The organism is Ruegeria sp. C8 (genome assembly GCF_056537565.1).
Genome location: NZ_JBQFRV010000022.1, coordinates 45,279 through 65,196 on the forward strand (window position 1 = coordinate 45,279; position 19,918 = coordinate 65,196).

Genomic DNA, 19,918 nt, shown 5'->3' on the forward strand with positions numbered 1-19,918 from the left:
GGACTCCTTACCAGCGCTTTGTTTTGCAGTTGTGTGTGTGGACGTGGCCACCCTTGGGAATGTCGGCGATGATCTTGCCGATGTCCTCGCCGTATTTGATCGCGGTATCTCCGTCCTTGAAGTCTTTCAGCGCGATCTTGTGGCCAATTGGCACATCAGCGCCCGATGTCAGGCGGAAGGTCGAATTGTCATGGGTTACGCAGACCAGCATATCGGTGCCGGCCGTCAGGCCCTCGACCACGACAACACCGACATTGTCGGCATGTTCGTGGACGAGCAAGTGGGGGATTTCAGCCATTTGTAGTCTCCTCAGGCGTCAGGTTTTAGAATGATTTTCGGGGCCGCGACTCGCCCTGCCAGAATGTCCTCGAAGGCATGCGCGCCATCTGACAACGGGCGGCTTTCCACCCAGTCCAGTGCGCCCAGCCTGCCCTCGAACATGGCGGCGGCGGTGTCGCGAAAATCTTGTGCGGTATAGGTATAGGTGCCGATAAAGGTGATCTCTTGCAGGGTCATGCGACGTACATCCAGACCGCCTGTGTCTTCACCCAGGCCGATATGCAGAACCACACCTCCGGGCTTGGCAGCTGCAGAAGCAGCCGCCCTTGTTGCCGCAAATCCAACAGCGTCGACAACAACAGGGAATTCGCCCTGAACCTCCTTGGCGACCTGCATTCCGCAGGTGGCGGCGAGGTATTCTCGGCGGATGTCATTTCTCTCGACGATTACAACTTCCTCAAAGTCCATCGCTTGCAGGGACAAAGCGGCGGCCACTCCAATTGCGCCGCCACCAATGACAAGCGCTTGGCGCGGTTCCGATGGATGCAGCGCCTCAACGCCAAGTCGGGCCGCATGCCAGCCCACGGCGATGGGTTCGGCCAGTGCTGCCTTGGCCAGTGAAACATCGTCAGGAACCGTGACCAGATTGGCTTCGGGGATCCGCACAAGCTCGGCGAAAGCGCCCTCTCGCGGGGGCATCGAGATGATCTGGCGTGTGGGACACAGGTTTTCACGTCCGGAAACACAGGCCGGACAGGCACCGCAATGGACCAGAGGGTTGATCGTCACACGTTCACCTGCGCGGGGTCCGTCAACGATAGTGCCAGCCGCTTCGTGCCCTAGGATAAGAGGGGCCGGGCGGCGGTTGTCGTGACCCATATAGGCATGCATGTCAGAGCCACAGATGCCGACGCTTTCCACCCGGATCAGCGCCTCGCCCAGCTGTGGGGTTGGGTCCCTGGTCTCTTCGTAAGACAGGGCCTTAACATCTTTATAAACAAGAGCTTTCATTTAGCGGTGAACCCTCCATCCAGCATCAGGATTTGGCCGGTCACGTAGCGAGAGGCTTCTGAACACAGAAAGAGCAGAGGCCCATTGAGATCTCCGAGCGCCCCGTTGCGGCCAATGCAAGTTTGGGCTGCGTTTCGTTCGGCCCGTTCGGAATCGGCAAAGACCGCCGCAGTCAGTTCGGTCTCAAAAAAGCCCGGACCAATCGCATTCGTATTGATCCCCGCAGACGACCACGCCTCGGCCATGGCGCGGGTCATCTGGGCCACGCCACCCTTTGACGCCCCATAGGGCAGCCCGTTTGGAAAGGCCCGAAAGGACTGCAGCGAGGCAAAGTTGATAATCCGCCCCCAGCCTTTTGCCTTCATGGCCGGGACGAAAGCTTGGCTCAGGAAGAACGGGGCGGACAAGTTGACTGCAAGGGTCGCGTTCCAAATATCTGGTGAAAGGTCCTCGGCTGGCAGTCTAGGGTTGAGGCCCGCAGCATGAACAAGAATATCCGGCGCGCCGAACGGAGCAGCGATTTCGCGCACCAGCTCCGGTTGGTTTTCAAGATCGGCCACATCGCCAGCGACGACGGCAACGTTTCCGCCCATCTCGTCCGCCCAGCTTGCCAAGGCTTCGGCGCGGCGGGCGACGCCCACCACCTTTGCACCGGACTTTGCCAAGATCGTTGCCGCTTGTTGTCCGAGGCCAGAACTGGCCCCGGTCACAACGGCCAAGCGGCCGTCAACGCTGAATAATCGTGAGGAAGACAAGTGTTCTAGCCTTGCGCCGTCAGGTTGAATTCTTCGTCTGGGAAATATTTCTTCAGGCGGATGTCAGCCGTGCGAGCGTGGCCTTCCATACCTTCGAGGCGTGCAATCCGTGCGGTCGCTTCAGCGACGGGCTTGGCACCTTCACGGGTCGCGCGCTGCCAAGTCACGATTTTCATGTACTTGTGCACACTCAGGCCACCTGTGTAGCTGGCAGCCCCAGAGGTCGGCAGGACGTGGTTTGTACCTGCCGCCTTGTCGCCAAAGGCCACGGTGGTTTCCTCGCCCAAGAACAGCGAGCCATAGCAGCTGAGGCGATCCAGCCACCACTCCAGATCTTCCGCCTGAACGGTCAGGTGTTCGGGGGCGTAAGCGTCGGAAGTTGCGGCCATTTCCTCACGATCCGCGCAAAGGATGACCTCTGCGTAATCGCGCCAGGCGGCGGTGGCATTGTCGCGGTTCACTTCTGGCAGATCGGCAATCAGCTCTGGCACCAGCCGCATGACCTCTTCAGCCAGCGCGCGGTCATCGGTGACCAGCCAAACCGGCGAGTTATAACCATGCTCGGCCTGACCTACGAGATCGGCTGCAACCACCATCGGATCGGCTGTTTTGTCGGCCAGGATCAGGCTGTCGGTCGGGCCTGCTATCATGTCGATGCCGACACGGCCAAACAGCATCCGTTTGGCTTCTGCCACGAATTGGTTCCCCGGGCCCACGAGAATATTGGCCTTGGGCAAGCCAAACAGGCCAAACGTCATCGCTGCAACGCCCTGAACACCGCCCATGGCCAGGATTTTATCTGCACCACAGATATGCGCCGCATAGATGATGGCTGGCGCGATACCCACATCAGGACGCGGTGGAGAACATGCGACGATGTGTTTACAACCGGCGACTTTCGCCGTTGTAACGGTCATGATCGCGCTTGCAATATGGCTATACCGCCCGCCGGGCACATAGCAGCCTGCAGCATCCACCGGGATCGCCTTCTGACCGGCGATAAAGCCCGGGACGACCTCGGTTTCAAAGTCTTTGACCGTGCCCAGCTGCGCTTCGGCGAACTTCTTGACGTTGGCGTGGCTGAACTGGATGTCCTGCTTCAGCTTTTCGGGCACGAGGGCCGACGCAGCCTCAATGGCCTCAGGTGACAACAGGATTTCGCCATCGTAATTGTCAAACTTCCGGGCATAGGCCATGGCTGCCTCATCCCCGCCGGCCTCAATTTCATCGAGAATGTCGCGGACGATTTTCTTGGTTTCCGAAGCATCGCTTTTCGAGGTCAGCGTCGCTTTTTTGAGATATTCTCTCGGCATTGATTGCTTCCTATTTGTAAATATCTGGCAGAAGAACGGTCGAGATCGTCGGCACGTAAGCGATGAACAGAGTGACGATCAGCATGAACAGGACGAACGGAATGGCGCGATAAGCGATCTTCAGGATCGACTCGCCCGTTATTCCTGCGACCACGAAAAGGTTCAGCCCCAAGGGTGGCGTGATAAAACCAACACCCAATGCGGTGATCATCATGATGCAGAACTGGATCTCGTTCATGCCGATGTCATCCGCCAGTGGCTTCAGGATCGGCGCGAGGATCACGATGTTCGGCGTGGTTTCCATCACGCAGCCTGCTGCGATTAAAATGCCGACCATCATCAGTATGAGGACAAGCGGTTCGTCACTGACCGAGGTGGCGGCTGCCACAAAGCCTTGCGGGACACCAATGATGGCCAGTGCTTCGGCCAAGGGAGCCGAAAAGGCGATGATCGGTAGAATGACCCCGTTCACCTTGGCTGAACTAACCAGCATCGCCGGAAAATCGCTCAGGCTCAGAGTGCGCAGGATGAACCCCATGACGATCGTGACTACCACGGCAGTCGCACCTGCTTCGGTCGGCGTCAGTCGACCTGAAAAGATGCCGTAGAAGATGATGCCGGGCACCAGAAAGGCATACCAACCGGACTTCAGGGCTTTGCCTAGCCGCGAGAAGTATTCGCCCATGCTGATGTTGCCTCCACCTTCCCAGCCTTTGAGGCGGTTCATGATGATGTTGGTGGCAAGAATGGACAGCAGGATCGCAATGCCAGGGATCAGAGCGGCCAGGAACAGTGTCGAGGCAGAAATCCCCAAAACAAGGCCGATGATGATATAGGCGATCGATGGAGGGATCAGGATACCGGTACAGGCACCCGCCGCAACAAGGGCACAGGCATAAGGCCGAGGGTAGCCGGATTCGACCAGTCGGTCGATCGTCATACGGCCAACAGCTGCGGCCCCTGCGGCGTCCGAGCCCGAAATCGCGGCGAACATACCGCAGACAAGCACCGTTGCTGATCCAAAGCCGCCCTTGGCGAATTGTGTTAAAGCCTCGGCTACATCAAGGAATTTTCGACTGAGCCCGGTTCTAACTAGGACGTCGCCCGTTAAGATGAACAGCGGTACAGCCGTCAGCGCGAAAAAGTCTATGCCAGAGAACAGCTTTTCCCCGACGAGGCTCAAAGGCAGAGCCCCTGACCAGACAAGCATCAGGATCGCGGCGGAGCCGATGGCGGCCCAGACGGGAACGGCAAGTGCGACAAGGACGACGAACAGGATGACCGGGCCATAAAAATCCCAGCCGAGGACAACGGATTGATCGAGTTGGTTCCAAAGCATGTCCAGCCCCCTCAGTCGAACAGTTTGTCACCTTCGTAGACGGGGCGACCCGCACGAAGGTCCGCGATGTCGCGGAGGATGGATTGGAAGAGGCGAAGCAGAACCAGTGCGAAACCGATTGGAACGGCCATCAGGAACCACACGCGGCTGATACGCAGACCGTCTGTTACAGATCCAAATTTTGCGGAAACGTGGACTGTTTCATACGAGTAGTAGAGCGCCACGACCGATACGGCGACCATCACAAAATCGCCAAAGAGATACAGCAACGCCTTAATCCGCGGGCTGACATAGTGCATGATCACGTCAATGCGGATATGTCCGCGTTCACGAACCGCAGCGGCAGCGCCGATCCACGCGAGGTAGATAAACGAGTATCGGACGATTTCCTCGCCCCAGATCGAGGAATAGGACAACAACTCGCGCCGAAGCACTTCGATGAACATCGTCGCCACCAGCATCGTGTAGAACACGAGCAGCAGCCAGCGCTCGGCATTCCGGTTCAGTTCTTGCAGTATTCGTTGCATGCAATCCTCCCGTTCACCGACACCTCAAGGGCAGCCGGCAGCCGGATTTCCAAGTTGTCGTCAGATTTGTGGGGCGGCCAGTAACTATGCCGCCCCTGAAACGCGACGAGGCGTATCAAGCATCGTGGACGTAGTAGCGTCCTTTCGTGCCAGCCGCTTCTTCCAGCTTGGCAAAGTTGTCCATGGAACCGGCGAGCTCGACCTTGAACTCGTCCCAATCGGACAGCTGGTATCCACCAGCGGCTTTCCATTCCGCAAGCTGATCCTCGGTGAGGCTGTGGAACTCGACACCTGCTTTGCGCAGTTCTGCCATTGCATAGGTGCGTGCAGATGGAACCTTGGCCAGGTTCTGATGCGAGGTCAACTCGCCCGCGAACTCGATGCCTTCCTGCACATCTGCGGGTAGCGAGTTGAACCATTCCAGATTCATCGAGTAAATCTGGCTGTCCGGCACCGCCTGTGTAAAGGTGACATGGCTCAGGATGTCCTTGAAACCAAACACAAAGAGCGCGCCAACCGATGGGTCAAGAGCATCCGCCACGCCCTGCTTGATCGCCGAAGGCGTTTCGCCCCAGGCCACCGGCGTCGGGTTCGCGCCGACCATGCGATAGTACTGCTGCAGCATCTTCGAGCCGGGCACGCGGAACTTGACCCCTGCCATGTCGCCGGGCGTGATCACGGCGTTTCCGCCCTTGCGCACGGCCACAACACGTGGGTCGATATTGATGTAGAAAAGCGCCTTGAAACCCGCCGCTTCAATCTTGGGATGTACTTCGGCTTTCCACGCATCAGAGGTAACTAGGTTGGTGAAGCGCTGGTTCGAGCCGCAGAAATAGGGCATGTTGATAAGGTCAGCCGCGCTCGCATAGGGCGCGAAATTCGACAGGGAATGCTGCGCACATTGGATTGTGCCAGCCTGTACCGCCTGCACCAAGGCGCCACCGGCCCCGAGCTGACCACCCGGTGCTAGCTTGACATAGACCTTGCCATTGGTGGCGTTCTGGATGTTCTCCTTCAGGTCCAGCTGCATGATCGGATAGCTGCGCGATGCACCCAAGACATACGCTGTCGCAAGGGTCATCGTGAATTCCGCTGCATCCTCGCGTTCACGCTCTTCCTTGGCGGTTTGTGCCGCAGCCTCGCTAGACCACAAGGTCCCCGCAGCCCCTGCAACCAAAGCTGCGGTGAAGCTACCGCTTCCTGCCAGCTTCAAGAAGTTCCGGCGTGAAGCCGAAGCCAATTCCTGCTTTTCACGATCCATGTTTTCCTCCCTATGGGTCATGTCATTTATTGTTTTTTTGATTGTGCAGCCGCCTCTTTCCTTAGCGTGACGACAACGAATGCGAGCGATGCCGCGAAGAGCAACACCATCTCTCCTACGTCGCCCAGGAATTGGCCGTAGCCAAATGCGCCCGCGACGACGTTGATCAGGAACGCCAGAAAAAGCGCAATGGCCGCGAAAATGAACATTGCCAAATCCCCCCCTCTCCGATTCGAGGTAACTGTAAGCGCTTACATTTTGCATTGCAAGCGCTTACACTGTACCTAGAAGGGCACCCTAGTTGACCCCGCATTCCGAAGCGCGCAAATGAAGCGCCAAAAACAAGAGTGTATTAAGGTAGATGACGAAGGCACCTTTTGCAGACGAGCCAAGCCGGACGTCACCGACACTGGAAGACGTTGCGCAGCGTGCAGGCGTTTCGACGGCCACGGTGTCAAGGTGCCTCAACAATCCCAAAATGGTATCCGAGAAAACGCGCGAACGAGTTCTGAGCGCGGTCAAAACACTAGGCTATACACCGAACTTCGGGGCTCAGGCCCTTGCAGCCAAACGCACCAGAACCTTTGGCGCAATTATCCCGACGATGGAAAACGCCATCTTCGCACGTGGCCTCCAAGCTTTTCAGGAAGAGCTTCAGCGGCATGGTATAACCCTCCTCGTCGCCAGCTCTTCCTACAACCCCGAGCTTGAAGAAGAGCAGATCCGCAGCCTCGTGGCACGCGGCGCGGATGCGCTTTTACTGATTGGCTTTGACCGGACTCCACAGGTTTACGAGTTCCTTAAGAAACAGCGAATCCCGTGTGTGGTCGCCTGGGTTTATGATCCCAGCCAATCGCAACTGTCCATCGGGTTCGACAACCGAAGCGCGATGAGGGCGCTAACTGAACAGGTTCTCGACCTGGGACATCGCGCCATTGCCTTTGTCACAGCCGAGCGGGACGGCAATGACCGGGCTCGGTTGCGTTGTGAGGGCGTGGAACAAGCGATGCTGTCTCGGAACCTTGATGTCGGCAACCTGCACGTGATCGAAACGCCCTACTCGATCGACAACGGAGCGCACGCCCTTGAGGCGGCGATGGAATTGGACCCGAGACCGACTGCAATCCTATGCGGCAACGATGTGCTTGCTGCCGGTGCCCTCAGGCAGGCCCGGAAGATGGGTCTTGAAGTGCCTCGGGATGTCTCCATCACCGGGTTTGATGACATTGAAATAGCCGAGATCGTGACTCCAGCCCTGACAACGGTTCATGTTCCTCATCGAAACATGGGTAAAGGGGCCGCGCGTATGCTGGTCGCTTTGCGCAAAGGTGAGGATGCGGGGTCAAGTGTACAGCTCGAAGCCACGACAAAGATACGCGAGTCACTCGGGCCTGCACCCCAGGCCTAGGACACATGGCCACTAGTTGACCCGAGCTACCTCTAACGCATCCGGCCCACCCAGTAAGGACAGGCCGGACAGGTTATCGTGAGTGGATGGTCTTAGTCGTACAGAACGGCCGAGATTTTCGGGTCGTCGATATTCGAAGCATCGTAGTAGTAGAAGCCCGTGTCGATCAGGCTCGGCACTTCTTCACCTTTCAGGGCTGAAACGGCAGCTTTGACGGTTTCATAGCCGATACCAACCGGGTTCTGCGTGATCGCACCCGCCATCAGACCGCTTTTGATCGCATCTTTCTGTGCCTTGCCGCTGTCATAGCCGATGATGACCAGACCTTCGGTGCCCAGTTCCTGAACGCCGTTCACAACGCCGATGGCCGAACCTTCGTTGGTGCCGAAGATACCATTCAGATCCGGGTTTGCTGTCAGGATCGCCTTTGTTACCTCGGTCGACTTCAGATGATCGCCCTGACCGTACTGAACGGTAACGACCTCGATGTCGGGGTATTTCTCGGCGATACGGTTGACGAACCCGTCGCGGCGGTCGATGCCTGTGCGGCTGGTCTGGTCATGTGCCACAACGGCGACCTTGCCCTTGCCGCCGATCTTCTCGGCCATCTTGTCTGCGGCCAGACCGGCTGCTGCAAGGTTGTCGGTGGTTGCGGTCGAAAGCGGGATGTCGCTGTCGACGCCACTGTCGAAGGCGATGATCGGAATGCCTTTGTCATTGGCCTGTTTCAGCAGCGGGATCGCCGCCTGGCTGTCCAGAGCGGCAAAGCCGATGGCCTTGGGATTGTTGGCCAGGGCCGCAGCCAGCATGTCGATCTGACGGTCCACCATGGTTTCGTTGTCAGGGCCTTCGAAGGTGATGGTGACGTCAAACTCATCCGCCGCCTGCTCGGCCCCGGATTTCACCGCCTGCCAGAACTGGTGCTGGAAGCCTTTGGACACCAGCGGGATATAGATTTCTTCGGCAGCCGCCATCGAGGCGGGACCTGCCAGGGTGGCCGCACTCAGCGCCCCCAGAATGAAACGACGTGAAAACATGTTTTCTCCTCCACAGTTGGTCGTTTTGTCGTTAGTTTATTCAGCCGGATTTCTTGCGCCGCGCCATGTCGGCATAGACGGCCAGAATGATGATCGCGCCGGTGACAACGGTCTGCCACTCCTGCGCGACGGACAGGACGCGCAGCCCGTTGGTCAGAACCGCCATGATCAGGGCGCCGATCAACGTGCCCAGGATCGTGCCGCGACCGCCCGAGAGCGATGTGCCACCGATGACAACCGCCGCGATGGCCTCCAGCTCATACCCCAGGCCCAAGGCAGGCTGGGCCGAGTTCAGACGCGAGGCGATCAGGATGCCGCCGATGCCGCAGATCGCTCCGGCCAGCGCATAGATGCGGATCTTCCACATATCGGTGTTCACGCCGGACAGGCGTACCGCCTCTTCGTTTGACCCCAGCGCAAAGGTGTAGCGACCCAGAACCGTGCGGCTCAGGATATATGAGGCGGCGATGGCGACGATGAACAGGATCAACACGCCATTGGGGATGGGCAGCGCGGGGAAGACCTCTCCGATCAGGGACCCGCGCGAGATTTGGTCAAAGCCCGGCGTGTCGTTGAAATAGATTGGTCGCGTCCCCGAGATCACCAGCGAGAGACCCTTGAGGATCAGCATCATGCCGAGTGTGGCGATGAAGGGCGGGATTTTCATCTTGGCGACGAATGTCCCCGAACACAGGCCACAGAACGCGCCCGCCGCGATTGCGGCCGCAACGCCCAATAGCAACGGCATGCCCAGATAGGTCAGCACCACCCCCGCGATCACCGCGCAGAAGGTCATCAACGTGCCCACCGACAGGTCGATCCCGCCGGTGATGATCACCAAAGTCGCGGCCACCGCCAGCACCCCGTTGACCGAAGTTGCCTGCAAAATCGCAATCATGTTCGAGGTTTGCATGAAGTTCGGCGACGCGATCGAAAAGCCGATCAGCAACGCGATCAAGCTCGCGAAGGCCAGCATTTTCTGGTAGGCGCCGCTTTCCGACAAGCCCGCCAAAGGCTTTTTCTTGTCGATATCCGTAGCTGTTGTCATTGCATTGTCCCCGTTACCTGCATCGCCGCCGCCCGTTGCGTGGCCAGATGCATGATGTCTTCTTGTGTGGTGTCTTTTCCGCCGGGCAGAATGCCGGTCAGCCGGCCTTCGCACATCACGGCGATACGGTGGCTGAGGCGCATGATCTCGGGCAATTCGGACGAGATCACGATGATCGTCTTGCCCTGCTCTGCCAGCTCCTCGAGCAGTTTGTAGATTTCGGATTTTGCGCCCACGTCGATGCCCCGTGTGGGTTCATCGAAGATCAGGATATCGCAATCGCGCAGCAGCCATTTGGCGATGACAACCTTTTGCTGATTGCCACCCGAAAGCAGCCGAACCTCTTGCACGTCCGATGGTGTCCGAATGCCGAGCTGCGCGATGTAGCCTTTGGCGGTGGTGCTAATATCACTGTCGTTCAGAACGCCGCCGGTGCTTGTGAAAAGATCCATTGAAGCCAGCGCGATATTGTCCCGCACATTCATCCCCGTGGCGAGGCCGAAATGCTTGCGGTCCTCAGACAGATACCCGATCCCAGCCTTCACCGCGTCGGTGGGCGATTTGATCGAAACCACCTGACCATGCACCCGGATTTCACCGGCATCTTTTGGATCAGCGCCGAAGATCGCTCGTGCGACCTCGGTCCGGCCAGCGCCCATCAATCCTGCGAAGCCGAGTATCTCGCCTTTTTGAACCGAAAAACTGACATCGCGGATTTCTTTGCTGCGGCTCAGACCCGTGACTTGCAGAGAAACCTCTGCATTACCCAGATCGGGAACATCTAGGGGCTCCTCGTTCACCTCACGCCCCACCATCATTGCGATGATTTGGCTGATCGGGGTCTCTGCAGCACCCACAGTGCCGACATATTCTCCGTCGCGCATGACCGTGACCCGATCCGAGATCTGCTTCAACTCGTCCATTTTGTGGCTGATATAGACGATGCCGACACCCTCCGCCTTGAGGCGGCGGATGATCACGAAGAGCTCGGCGATCTCTGCGTCGTTGAGGGCCGCGGTCGGCTCGTCCATGATCAGAACTTTTGACCGGAAGGACAAAGCCTTGGCGATCTCGACCATCTGCTGTTTTGCAATGGTGAGGCTACCGACCAGCGCCTTTGGGTCGAGGTTCAGGTTCATCGAGGCGAAGATTTCTGCCGTTTGCGTATTCAGCGCGGCTTCGTCCAGACGACCAAAGCTTTTGCGCGGTTCGCGTCCGATGAAGATATTCTGCGCGACGGTCAGGTCATTCATCAGGCTTAGCTCCTGATGGATGATGCCGATGCCCAGATCCTGCGCCTCGCGCGGGGTGGTTGGGCTAACGGATTTCCCCTCGATCACCAGATCGCCGCCGTCACGCTGATAAATCCCGGACAGAATCTTCATCAGCGTGCTTTTCCCGGCACCGTTCTCGCCCATCAGCGCATGAACTTCACCCGGAAACAGATCGAACTGCACGGATTTCAGCGCATGCACACCGGGGAAGTGCTTATCAATCCCCGTCATGTCGACCAGTTTCGTCATTTCTCCTCCCATTCTGCCCCTCTCCCCAAGGGCGGTGCGGCTTACATCACCGCGCCGATTTGCCAGGGGACGAACTCGACGCCCCCAAAGCCAAGTTCCTCACTTTTGGTTTTCTCACCCGAGGCGACACGGATCAGTATCTCGAACAGCTCTTCGCCTTTTGCCTCGATGCTGACGCCATCGGTGACGATGTCGCCGCAGTTCAGATCCATGTCGTCTGCCATCCGGGCGTACATTTCCGAGTTGGTCGCCAGTTTGATGCAGGGTGTCGGCTGATAGCCCGAAACCGAGCCGCGCCCGGTGGTGAACACAATCAGGTTCGCGCCTGATGCCACCTGCCCCGTGACCGAGCATGGATCAAATCCGGGGCTGTCCATGAAGACGAACCCATGTTTGTCTACCTTCTCGCCGAACTTGTAGACATCGCGCAGCGGTGCCGTGCCGCCTTTGGCGACAGCGCCCAGCGATTTCTCCAGAATGGTCGTCAGCCCGCCGCGTTTGTTGCCGGGGCTTGGGTTATTGTCCATCTCACCGCCATTGCGCTCGGTATAGTCTTCCCACCAGTTGATACGCTCTATGAGCTTTTCTCCCACTTCGATGGTCTCGGCGCGGCGGGTCAAAAGATGCTCCGCCCCGTAGATTTCTGATGTCTCGGACAGGATCGTTGTTCCGCCGTGACGCACCAGCAGATCTGAGGCATACCCAAGGGCCGGATTGGCCGTGATCCCGGAATACCCGTCTGATCCACCGCACTGCATTCCGACGGTGATCGCACTGATGGGTGCGGGCGCGCGCGCGGCTTGATTGGCCAGTTCGACTATTCCTCGCAGCTCATCCAGCCCGCGTTCGATGGTGCGGCGCGTGCCGCCCTCGTTCTGGATGGTCATGTAACGCAATACACCATCGGTGCGGATCGGGCGTCCTCCGACAAGGTCTGCGACCTGCATGACCTCGCACCCCAGCCCGATCAGCAGGATTCCTCCGAAATTCGGGTGCTGCGCGTAACCAGCCAGTGTGCGGAACAAGGTGGCGTAGCCTTCATCCTTACCGGACATGCCGCAGCCCGTGCCATGCACAATGGGCACCACCCCATCGACATTCGGGAAAGCATCCAGCAGCCCAGACTTCTCGGCCGCCTCGGCAATGAACCTTGCAACCGAGCCTGAGCAATTCACGCTGGTCAGGATGCCGATATAGTTGCGGGTCCCTACCCGACCGTCGGCACGGTGATACCCGTCAAACGTCCGATCTGCGGGCAGCACTGGCAGCGGAGTATTGGCGCTGGCATGCGCGTAGTCCTGTTGATGCGCGCCCATCCCCAGATTGTGGACATGAATGTGCTCACCCGGCGCGATGTCGCTTTTGGCCTGACCAATAGTCTGACCGTAACGGATGACATTTTCGCCAGCCCGAATCGGCATCGTCGCAATTTTGTGCCCACGGGCCACTTGCGAGGTCAGAGGGGATGGCACATGTGACGGCTGCTCGCCCGCCTGCAAGTCACGCAGGGCAATAACAATATTGTCATCAGGGTTAAGCTGAACGACGTCCCGCGCCGCCTTTTCCAGAACATTTATGCCGTCGTGTGCTTGCATCACTTCCCCGCTTGCTTGGTCCATGTTGCTAAGTGGTAGATCTTCTCTTGTCAACTAACATGTTAGAATGTTAAAATCTGGCTATGAACAAGCTCCAAGATATTGATGCCTCTCTCCTGCCCGAGATTACGACCACCGAAGGATCGCTGGCTCAGCGGGTTCACCACTCTTTGAAAACGGCGATTCTGGCGCTGGACTTTCCACCAGGCGCGAATCTTCGGAAGGCCCCGGTTTGCGAGCGTTTAGGCGTGTCACGCGCGCCTGTTGCGGACGCCATCGCCCGACTGGCATCTGAAGGTCTGGTGGATGTTGTCCCGCAATCCGGGACGCGTGTGTCCTATTTCTCGATGGATGAGATCCGCGAAGGTGCCTTTCTGCGCGAAGCACTCGAACTAGCAACCGTCGCCAAAGTGACGCGGGACCTGACCGAAGACCAGCGCAAACGCCTCAGCCGCAATATGCGCCTGCAAGAACTTTTGATCGAAGATGATGATATTCCCGGCTTCTATCAGGCCGACGAAGAGTTTCACGGCATGCTGATGGACTTCACCGGCTTCCGTCACCTCGCCAACGTTGCGCAGAATGTTTCTCTGCAGGTGAGCCGGGCGCGGATGCTGTTGCTGCCGACCCCCGGCCGGATTGCGGAAACACTGGCGGAACACAAAGCCATTTTTGACGCGATTTGCAGCCGCAACGAACAGGCCGCTCAGGACGCAATGCGCGCCCATTTGGGACAGTTGATGCCGCGCATCGAGGAACTCAGGCAGCAAAAACCCCACCTTTTCAATCTCACCCAACAGTCGCACAGCGAGGCAGGATGACCGTTTCACAGACAGAATTGCTCAATCACCGCACCGCGCGGCCCGTTCCGCTGACCCGGATGGGATTTGGCGGTGCCCCGCTGGGAAACCTGTACCGCAAAGTGTCGGATGAGGATGCGCAGGCCGCGCTTCAGGCCGCCTATGATGCGGGTATCCGTTTCTTTGACACCGCACCGCAATACGGGCTTGGACGGTCCGAGCGCCGCTTTGGCGAGGCGATTGCCCGCTTTGGGCGCGAGAACATCCAGCTGTCCACCAAGATCGGGCGTCTGCTGCTGGATTGCGAACCCCATGAGGTCACGCCCGAGGCCTTCGTGGACGTCCCTCAGAAACGGATCGTGTTCGACTATACCTATGACGGCGTAATGCGCTCTTACGAGGCCAGCCGCGAACGGATCGGCGTCGCAAATGCCGACATCCTTCTGGTGCACGACGTCTGCGTCTTCAGCCAGGGCAGTCAGGAAATGTCGGACGCCAAGGTGCGTGAGCTGTTCGACGGTGGTGGCTACAAAGCCTTGGTCGAACTGCGCGACGCCGGAGAGATTGCCGCCATCGGCGCAGGTGTGAACGAATGGCAGGTGTGTGAAATGCTGCTGGGTCTGGGTGATTTCGACGGCTTCCTGCTAGCCGGTCGCTACACGCTGCTTGAGCAAGAGGCATTGGACAGTTTCCTGCCCCTTTGTGAAAAGCGCGACGTAGGGATCATTCTGGGCGGGCCCTACAATTCCGGCATCCTCGCCACCGGAGCCGTGCCGGGCGCAAAATACAACTACGCCGATGCGCCCGAGGACATACTGGCGCGGGTCCGTAAGATCGAGGCCGTTTGCGCCGCGCATGACACCCCTCTGATCGCGGCGGCCCTGCAATTTGTTCTGGGCCATCCGTGCGTCAAAACAGTCGTGCCGGGCGCTGTTAGCGCGGCTGAAGTGCAATCCAACGTGGCCCTGCTAGAACGGGAAGTACCCCCGGGCCTCTGGTCTGATCTGCGGTCCGAGGGGCTGATCCGTCCGGATGCACCGCTGCCGAGTGAGGCCGCCGATGCTGCGTAACATCGACCCCATTCTGTCGCCCAGCCTGCTACATGCGCTTAGGGCCATGGGGCACGGCGATGAAATCGTGATCGCTGACGCGAACTTTCCCGGCACAAGCACCGGCCCGGATTGCATCCGCGCGGATGGCTCAACCGCCAGTGAGGTGCTGCGGGCTGTGCTGTCCGTAATGCCTCTGGATACATTCGTGACCGACCCGGCCCTGACCATGCAGGTGGTCGGTGATCCGGACGCAATTCCCGAAGCCGTCGCCGATTTTCAGGACATCATCGACACGACAGCGGACAACCCTGCTAAGATTCAGGGGCTCGAGCGGTTTGCCTTCTATGAGCGTGCGGCCAACGCATTTGCCATCGTCCAAACGGGCGAGCGCAGGCTCTATGGCAATATCATCCTGAAAAAGGGCGTTGTCGCATGAGGATAGACGCGCATCAGCACTTCTGGACCTTGGCGCGGGGGGACTATGGCTGGCTGACGCCTGACTTGGACTTGATCTACCGTGACTTTGCCCCCGATGATCTGGCCCCGATGCTGAAAGACGCCGGCATTGAAGGCACCGTTCTGGTGCAGGCGGCACCAACGGTGGCCGAGACGGAATACATGCTGTCACTGCCCGATGAGACTCCATTTATCAAAGGTGTTGTGGGTTGGGTGGATTTCGAAGCCCCGGATGCGGTGAACCAAATCGCTGCGTTGGATGCGCACCCAGCGCTGGTTGGGCTTCGTCCGATGATCCAAGACATTACCGACCCACAATGGATGCTCGGCGACGCGCTGACTCCAGCCTTTACTGAACTCACAGCGCGGGGCCTGACGTTCGACGCATTGACCTTGCCGCATCATCTGGGACCGCTCAAAAAGCTACTGTCCCGTCATCCGGATATGAAAGTTGTCATTGATCACGGTTCCAAGCCGCTGATCCGGGACGCAATATTCGAGGGTTGGGCTGAGGATATGGCAGCGCTGGCCAGCGAGACCAACGCATGGTGCAAACTGTCCGGTCTTGTCACCGAAGCGGCATCCGATTGGACCGTCGATGATCTGCGACCTTATGTGGACCACCTGCTGAATACCTTCGGCTACTCCCGCCTGATCTGGGGCAGCGACTGGCCGGTTTGCACCTTGGCCAGCAGTTATGAACGCTGGCTGGAAACTACGGACCTTTTGCTGAGCCAACTCTGCAGCTCCGAACGAGATGCCGTCATGGGTGGCAACGCCGCGCGGGCCTATAACCTCAGGGATTGATATGACTCTACCAAATCTGGACTCCAACGGGCTGTGGCTCGGACGTATTGAGCGCGCCGGGATTGGCCCCTGCGTTGTGACCATGCGCGATGGTCGCGTGGTCGATATCACATCGAAAACCGCGCCAACCGTTCGGGATATTCTTGAGCGGGACGATGCAGCGGACTACGTCCGTGCGGCGCAAGGCGAAGACCTTGGCCCTTTTGACGCCGATCACCACTGGCTGGCGCCGTGTGACCTGCAAGCGGTCAAAGCCTGCGGCGTCACATTTGCCGGTTCCATGGTCGAGCGCGTGATCGAGGAACAGGCCGCAGGCGACCCAGCCAAAGCCGACGCGATACGATCGCGCATCGGCGCGCGAATTGGCGACAGCCTGTCCAATATCACGCCCGGCTCAGATGAGGCTGCTAAGGTCAAAGAGGCGCTGATAGAAGAAGGGCTCTGGAGCCAATACCTTGAGGTCGGGATCGGACCGGATGCCGAGGTATTCTCCAAGGCGCAGGTTTTGTCTTCGGTCGGCGCGGGCGCGGATATCGGGCTGCACCCGATTTCCACCTGGAACAACCCAGAACCCGAGGTGGTTCTGGCCGTCACCTCACGCGGCGAAATCAAGGGCGCGACGCTGGGAAATGATGTGAACCTGCGCGATGTCGAGGGGCGCTCGGCCCTGTTGCTCAGCAAGGCCAAGGACAACAATGCCTCATGCGCGATCGGCCCAATGATCCGGCTGTTCGAGGATGGCTTCACCCTCGACGACGTGCGCAAGGCCGAGTTGACGCTGACTGTCACTGGACCCGATGGGTTTGTTTTGAATGGCGCGTCTTCCATGTCCCAGATCAGCCGCGATCCGGCCGATCTAGTGAAACAGACCATTGGACGCCACCACCAATATCCGGACGGGCTGATGTTGTTTCTGGGCACGCTCTTTGCTCCAACCCAGGACCGCGACACACCCGGAGGCGGCTTCACACATAAACTGGGCGATATCGTCACCATCGCCAACAGCCAGCTTGGGGCCCTGACAAACACGGTGCGCCTGTCCACGGAATGCCCTGAATGGACCTTCGGGGCCTCACACCTGATGCGAAACCTCGCCCAACGCGACCTGCTTTAAGAGAGAACCAACATGTTAACCGGAAAACACCTGATCGCTGGCGAATGGGTCGGCGCAGACGCCACTTTTACATCTGAACCTGCCCATGGCCCAAGCCATGACTTTGCAGTGGGCACGCCCGCGCTGGTTGACCGTGCCGTAGACGCTGCCGAGGAGGCCTTTGCCTCGTTCGGATGGTCGACCCGGGCCGAGCGGGCGGTATTGCTGCGCACGATTGCCGACGAGATTGATGCACGCGGTGATGCGATCACTGAAATTGGAACGCAAGAAACCGGCCTGCCCGAGGTCCGTTTGCAAGGCGAACGTGGCCGTACCGTCGGTCAGCTGCGTCTGTTCGCCGATCACATAGAGGCGGGCGAATATCTGGACATGCGCCACGATCCGGCCATGCCCGACCGTGCGCCCCTGCCCCGCCCGGACCTGCGCATGATCCAGCGCCCGCTAGGGCCTGTAGCTGTGTTCGGCGCGTCCAACTTCCCGCTGGCTTTCTCGGTCGCGGGGGGCGATACGGCCGCTGCTTTGGCCGCAGGTTGTCCTGTCGTTGTCAAAGGCCATTCGGCGCATCCGGGCACGGGTGAAATCGTCGCGCAGGCAATCGACGCCGCGATCAAGGCGACAGGCGTTCATCCCGGAGTGTTCACTTTGGTGCAAGGTGGCAAGCGGGACGTTGGGACGCGTCTGGTGCAGCATCCTCTGATCCGAGCGGTTGGGTTTACCGGCAGCCTTGCTGGTGGTCGCGCCCTGTTCGACCAGTGCGCTCAACGCGATGAACCAATCCCGTTCTTCGGTGAGCTTGGCTCGGTCAATCCAATGTTCATCCTGCCGCAAGCCGCCGCCGCGCGCGGTGCCGAGATCGGGACCGCCTGGTCTGGTTCATTGACCATGGGAGCTGGTCAGTTCTGCACCAATCCCGGCATCGCGGTTATCATTGACGGCCCCGAGGCAGATGCATTCCAGTCTGCCGCCGCAGCTTGCCTGTCCGCCATAGCAGAGCAAACCATGCTAACCGATGGCATCGCCGAAGCCTACCGGCAGGGGGTTTCGCGTGTCGCAGCGGGCACCGGAGTCACTCAGATCATGGGCACCAGCTGCGCGACGCGTGATGCGGCCGCCTACTTGTTCACGGTGTCCGGCGATGACTGGCTGGCCGATCACAAACTGCAAGAAGAGGTCTTTGGCCCGCTCGGCATCGTTGTCCGCGTCCGCGACTCAGCTCAAATGCAGCAGATTGCGCGCGCTATCGAAGGCCAGCTGACTTGCACTTTTCATTTGGACCCCGGCGATAAGTCCGACGCACAGGCGCTGCTGCCACTGCTCGAGCGGAAAGCCGGGCGCTTGCTGGCCAACAGCTTCCCCACAGGAGTCGAGGTCTGCGACAGCATGGTTCATGGCGGCCCCTACCCGGCATCGACAAATTTCGGCGCTACATCGGTTGGCACTCTGTCGATCCGTCGTTTCCTGCGGCCAGTTTGCTATCAGGACATCCCTACTGATCTGCTTCCTGAGGATGTTTAAAGCCGCCGGATGCGCCTTGCGGGCGATGTCAGCAGAAATACCATCGAACAGCCGTTTGCTCTTGGCGACGGCTGAACGATCCAAGCAACGAAGGAACTCGATATGAAACTGCTCCGCTATGGCCCAAAGGGCGCTGAGAAACCTGCACTGCTGGATGCTGAAGGTACGATCCGCGATCTTTCGGGGGAGGTTAGCGACATTTCGGGCGAAGCGCTGGGGGATGAAACGCTTACGCAGTTGAGGGCAATAGATCCCGCAAGCCTGCCCAAAGTCGAAGGCTCACCCCGAATTGGCGCCTGCGTCGGTCAGGTGGGAAAGTTCATCTGCATCGGTCTGAACTACGCAGATCACGCCGCCGAAAGCGGCATGGAACTGCCGCAAGAGCCGGTGATTTTCTTCAAAGCCACCTCAGCGATCATTGGCCCGGACGATACCGTAGAAATTCCGCGTGGTTCGGTCAAAACCGATTGGGAGGTCGAACTGGGCGTCGTCATCGGTAAAGAGGCCAAGTATATTTCGGGAGAAGAAGCGCTGGATCATGTGGCTGGATATTGCGTCGTCAACGACCTGTCCGAGCGTGATTTTCAACTGCACCGCTCGGGGCAGTGGGTCAAAGGCAAGTCCGCCGACACGTTCGGCCCCATCGGCCCATGGCTGGTGACACGGGATGAGGTCTCGGACCCGCAGAACCTGCCAATGTATCTTGAGGTGAATGGGCATCGCTATCAGGACGGCTCGACCAGAACGATGCATTTCGGTGTCGCGACGGTAATCTCGCACCTGTCGCAATTCATGTCACTACTACCCGGTGATGTGATCTCGACCGGGACACCTCCGGGCGTGGGTATGGGGCAGAACCCTCAAACCTATCTGAAGCCAGGCGACCAAATGGAGCTAGGGATCGAAGGGCTGGGTGTGCAACGACAGAGTGTCGTCGCCGGGTAACCGATAGCGTCCTTTCTATCGGACGCCATTGTATCAACAAAAAAAGCGCCGCCCTTTTGGGCGGCGCTTGGATTGTTTGTGTTTTGATTGGTTTATTCTGCGGCCTGTGGTGCCTCGGCGTGTTTGTCACGCT

Annotated in this window: 20 protein-coding genes; 8 read left to right on the plus strand and 12 right to left on the minus strand. The window is 58.9% G+C overall.

Annotated features, from left to right (window positions below):
- Positions 1–7 precede the first annotated feature (7 nt).
- The 8 genes from ACR0KL_RS20860 to ACR0KL_RS20895 form a co-directional block, all read right to left on the minus strand.
- Complete coding sequence (locus tag ACR0KL_RS20860; protein WP_170378184.1) at positions 8–298, minus strand: UxaA family hydrolase; 291 nt, start codon at positions 296–298, stop codon at positions 8–10.
- A gap of 11 nt (positions 299–309) precedes the next feature.
- Positions 310–1,290 (minus strand): alcohol dehydrogenase catalytic domain-containing protein, encoded by a 981-nt coding sequence (locus tag ACR0KL_RS20865; RefSeq protein ID WP_170681073.1) that lies wholly within the window; start codon positions 1,288–1,290, stop codon positions 310–312.
- Positions 1,287–2,009, minus strand: coding sequence for an SDR family NAD(P)-dependent oxidoreductase (locus ACR0KL_RS20870; RefSeq protein ID WP_480555397.1), 723 nt, complete (start codon positions 2,007–2,009; stop codon positions 1,287–1,289). The genes ACR0KL_RS20865 and ACR0KL_RS20870 overlap by 4 nt, the downstream gene beginning before the upstream one ends.
- Before the next feature lie 41 nt (positions 2,010–2,050).
- A complete protein-coding gene (gene hisD / locus ACR0KL_RS20875; protein ID WP_170549840.1) occupies positions 2,051–3,358 on the minus strand; it encodes a histidinol dehydrogenase in 1,308 nt (435 codons plus the stop codon).
- Positions 3,359–3,368: 10 nt separating this feature from the next.
- The gene (locus tag ACR0KL_RS20880; protein ID WP_170378176.1) at positions 3,369–4,697 is read right to left on the minus strand and encodes a TRAP transporter large permease; all 1,329 of its coding nucleotides are present in this window, start codon (positions 4,695–4,697) and stop codon (positions 3,369–3,371) included.
- A gap of 11 nt (positions 4,698–4,708) precedes the next feature.
- Positions 4,709–5,224 carry a TRAP transporter small permease gene (locus ACR0KL_RS20885; RefSeq protein WP_170378174.1) on the minus strand — a complete coding sequence of 172 codons (516 nt, stop codon included), beginning with the start codon at positions 5,222–5,224 and terminating at the stop codon, positions 4,709–4,711.
- 115 nt (positions 5,225–5,339) lie between these two features.
- Positions 5,340–6,485: a TRAP transporter substrate-binding protein gene (locus ACR0KL_RS20890; RefSeq protein WP_170549844.1), complete on the minus strand. Its 1,146-nt coding sequence runs from the start codon at positions 6,483–6,485 to the stop codon at positions 5,340–5,342.
- Between the two features lie 26 nt (positions 6,486–6,511).
- A complete protein-coding gene (locus ACR0KL_RS20895; protein ID WP_170467628.1) occupies positions 6,512–6,694 on the minus strand; it encodes a hypothetical protein in 183 nt (60 codons plus the stop codon).
- 152 nt (positions 6,695–6,846) lie between these two features.
- On the opposite strand from ACR0KL_RS20895, the gene ACR0KL_RS20900 reads away from it, so the two are divergent.
- Entirely contained in the window at positions 6,847–7,893 is a 1,047-nt protein-coding gene (locus tag ACR0KL_RS20900) for a LacI family DNA-binding transcriptional regulator (RefSeq protein ID WP_170681069.1), read from the plus strand.
- A 92-nt stretch (positions 7,894–7,985) separates the two neighbouring features.
- Here the strand turns inward: ACR0KL_RS20900 and ACR0KL_RS20905 are convergent, their stop codons facing one another.
- From ACR0KL_RS20905 to ACR0KL_RS20920, 4 genes are read right to left on the minus strand one after another with little or no spacing between them, the layout of a single operon-like run.
- Complete coding sequence (locus ACR0KL_RS20905; RefSeq protein WP_170378167.1) at positions 7,986–8,930, minus strand: ABC transporter substrate-binding protein; 945 nt, start codon at positions 8,928–8,930, stop codon at positions 7,986–7,988.
- Positions 8,931–8,970: 40 nt separating this feature from the next.
- A complete protein-coding gene (locus ACR0KL_RS20910; protein WP_170463775.1) occupies positions 8,971–9,978 on the minus strand; it encodes an ABC transporter permease in 1,008 nt (335 codons plus the stop codon).
- A complete protein-coding gene (locus ACR0KL_RS20915) occupies positions 9,975–11,501 on the minus strand; it encodes a sugar ABC transporter ATP-binding protein (RefSeq protein WP_170549853.1) in 1,527 nt (508 codons plus the stop codon). The genes ACR0KL_RS20910 and ACR0KL_RS20915 overlap by 4 nt, the downstream gene beginning before the upstream one ends.
- A gap of 41 nt (positions 11,502–11,542) precedes the next feature.
- Complete coding sequence (locus ACR0KL_RS20920) at positions 11,543–13,096, minus strand: altronate dehydratase family protein (RefSeq protein WP_170681067.1); 1,554 nt, start codon at positions 13,094–13,096, stop codon at positions 11,543–11,545.
- Positions 13,097–13,179: 83 nt separating this feature from the next.
- On the opposite strand from ACR0KL_RS20920, the gene ACR0KL_RS20925 reads away from it, so the two are divergent.
- The 7 genes from ACR0KL_RS20925 (at position 13,180) to ACR0KL_RS20955 (ending at position 19,785) form a co-directional block, all read left to right on the plus strand.
- Entirely contained in the window at positions 13,180–13,917 is a 738-nt protein-coding gene (locus ACR0KL_RS20925) for a GntR family transcriptional regulator (RefSeq protein WP_480555394.1), read from the plus strand.
- Positions 13,914–14,966: an aldo/keto reductase gene (locus ACR0KL_RS20930; protein WP_480777463.1), complete on the plus strand. Its 1,053-nt coding sequence runs from the start codon at positions 13,914–13,916 to the stop codon at positions 14,964–14,966. The genes ACR0KL_RS20925 and ACR0KL_RS20930 overlap by 4 nt, the downstream gene beginning before the upstream one ends.
- Positions 14,956–15,384, plus strand: coding sequence for an RbsD/FucU domain-containing protein (locus ACR0KL_RS20935; protein ID WP_170681063.1), 429 nt, complete (start codon positions 14,956–14,958; stop codon positions 15,382–15,384). The genes ACR0KL_RS20930 and ACR0KL_RS20935 overlap by 11 nt, the downstream gene beginning before the upstream one ends.
- Entirely contained in the window at positions 15,381–16,211 is an 831-nt protein-coding gene (locus tag ACR0KL_RS20940; RefSeq protein ID WP_480777464.1) for an amidohydrolase family protein, read from the plus strand. The genes ACR0KL_RS20935 and ACR0KL_RS20940 overlap by 4 nt, the downstream gene beginning before the upstream one ends.
- A gap of 1 nt (position 16,212) precedes the next feature.
- Entirely contained in the window at positions 16,213–17,325 is a 1,113-nt protein-coding gene (locus ACR0KL_RS20945; RefSeq protein ID WP_170681060.1) for a fumarylacetoacetate hydrolase family protein, read from the plus strand.
- A gap of 12 nt (positions 17,326–17,337) precedes the next feature.
- Entirely contained in the window at positions 17,338–18,840 is a 1,503-nt protein-coding gene (locus ACR0KL_RS20950; protein ID WP_170681058.1) for an aldehyde dehydrogenase (NADP(+)), read from the plus strand.
- Positions 18,841–18,942: 102 nt separating this feature from the next.
- Positions 18,943–19,785 (plus strand): fumarylacetoacetate hydrolase family protein, encoded by an 843-nt coding sequence (locus ACR0KL_RS20955; RefSeq protein WP_170681056.1) that lies wholly within the window; start codon positions 18,943–18,945, stop codon positions 19,783–19,785.
- The last annotated feature ends 133 nt before the right edge of the window (positions 19,786–19,918 follow it).

Bases quoted from the DNA above. Each gene is read 5' to 3' on its own strand.
- ACR0KL_RS20915 (WP_170549853.1), bottom strand. From the start codon at position 11,501: ATGACGAAACTGGTCGACATGACGGGGATTGATAAGCACTTCCCCGGT.
- ACR0KL_RS20895 (WP_170467628.1), bottom strand. From the start codon at position 6,694: ATGTTCATTTTCGCGGCCATTGCGCTTTTTCTGGCGTTCCTGATCAAC.
- ACR0KL_RS20955 (WP_170681056.1), top strand. From the start codon at position 18,943: ATGAAACTGCTCCGCTATGGCCCAAAGGGCGCTGAGAAACCTGCACTG.
- ACR0KL_RS20910 (WP_170463775.1), bottom strand. From the start codon at position 9,978: ATGACAACAGCTACGGATATCGACAAGAAAAAGCCTTTGGCGGGCTTG.
- ACR0KL_RS20880 (WP_170378176.1), bottom strand. From the start codon at position 4,697: ATGCTTTGGAACCAACTCGATCAATCCGTTGTCCTCGGCTGGGATTTT.
- ACR0KL_RS20885 (WP_170378174.1), bottom strand. From the start codon at position 5,224: ATGCAACGAATACTGCAAGAACTGAACCGGAATGCCGAGCGCTGGCTG.
- ACR0KL_RS20950 (WP_170681058.1), top strand. From the start codon at position 17,338: ATGTTAACCGGAAAACACCTGATCGCTGGCGAATGGGTCGGCGCAGAC.
- ACR0KL_RS20930 (WP_480777463.1), top strand. From the start codon at position 13,914: ATGACCGTTTCACAGACAGAATTGCTCAATCACCGCACCGCGCGGCCC.
- ACR0KL_RS20905 (WP_170378167.1), bottom strand. From the start codon at position 8,930: ATGTTTTCACGTCGTTTCATTCTGGGGGCGCTGAGTGCGGCCACCCTG.
- ACR0KL_RS20935 (WP_170681063.1), top strand. From the start codon at position 14,956: ATGCTGCGTAACATCGACCCCATTCTGTCGCCCAGCCTGCTACATGCG.
- ACR0KL_RS20945 (WP_170681060.1), top strand. From the start codon at position 16,213: ATGACTCTACCAAATCTGGACTCCAACGGGCTGTGGCTCGGACGTATT.
- ACR0KL_RS20925 (WP_480555394.1), top strand. From the start codon at position 13,180: ATGAACAAGCTCCAAGATATTGATGCCTCTCTCCTGCCCGAGATTACG.
- ACR0KL_RS20900 (WP_170681069.1), top strand. From the start codon at position 6,847: ATGACGAAGGCACCTTTTGCAGACGAGCCAAGCCGGACGTCACCGACA.
- ACR0KL_RS20920 (WP_170681067.1), bottom strand. From the start codon at position 13,096: ATGCAAGCACACGACGGCATAAATGTTCTGGAAAAGGCGGCGCGGGAC.
- ACR0KL_RS20865 (WP_170681073.1), bottom strand. From the start codon at position 1,290: ATGAAAGCTCTTGTTTATAAAGATGTTAAGGCCCTGTCTTACGAAGAG.
- ACR0KL_RS20940 (WP_480777464.1), top strand. From the start codon at position 15,381: ATGAGGATAGACGCGCATCAGCACTTCTGGACCTTGGCGCGGGGGGAC.
- ACR0KL_RS20860 (WP_170378184.1), bottom strand. From the start codon at position 298: ATGGCTGAAATCCCCCACTTGCTCGTCCACGAACATGCCGACAATGTC.
- ACR0KL_RS20890 (WP_170549844.1), bottom strand. From the start codon at position 6,485: ATGGATCGTGAAAAGCAGGAATTGGCTTCGGCTTCACGCCGGAACTTC.
- hisD (WP_170549840.1), bottom strand. From the start codon at position 3,358: ATGCCGAGAGAATATCTCAAAAAAGCGACGCTGACCTCGAAAAGCGAT.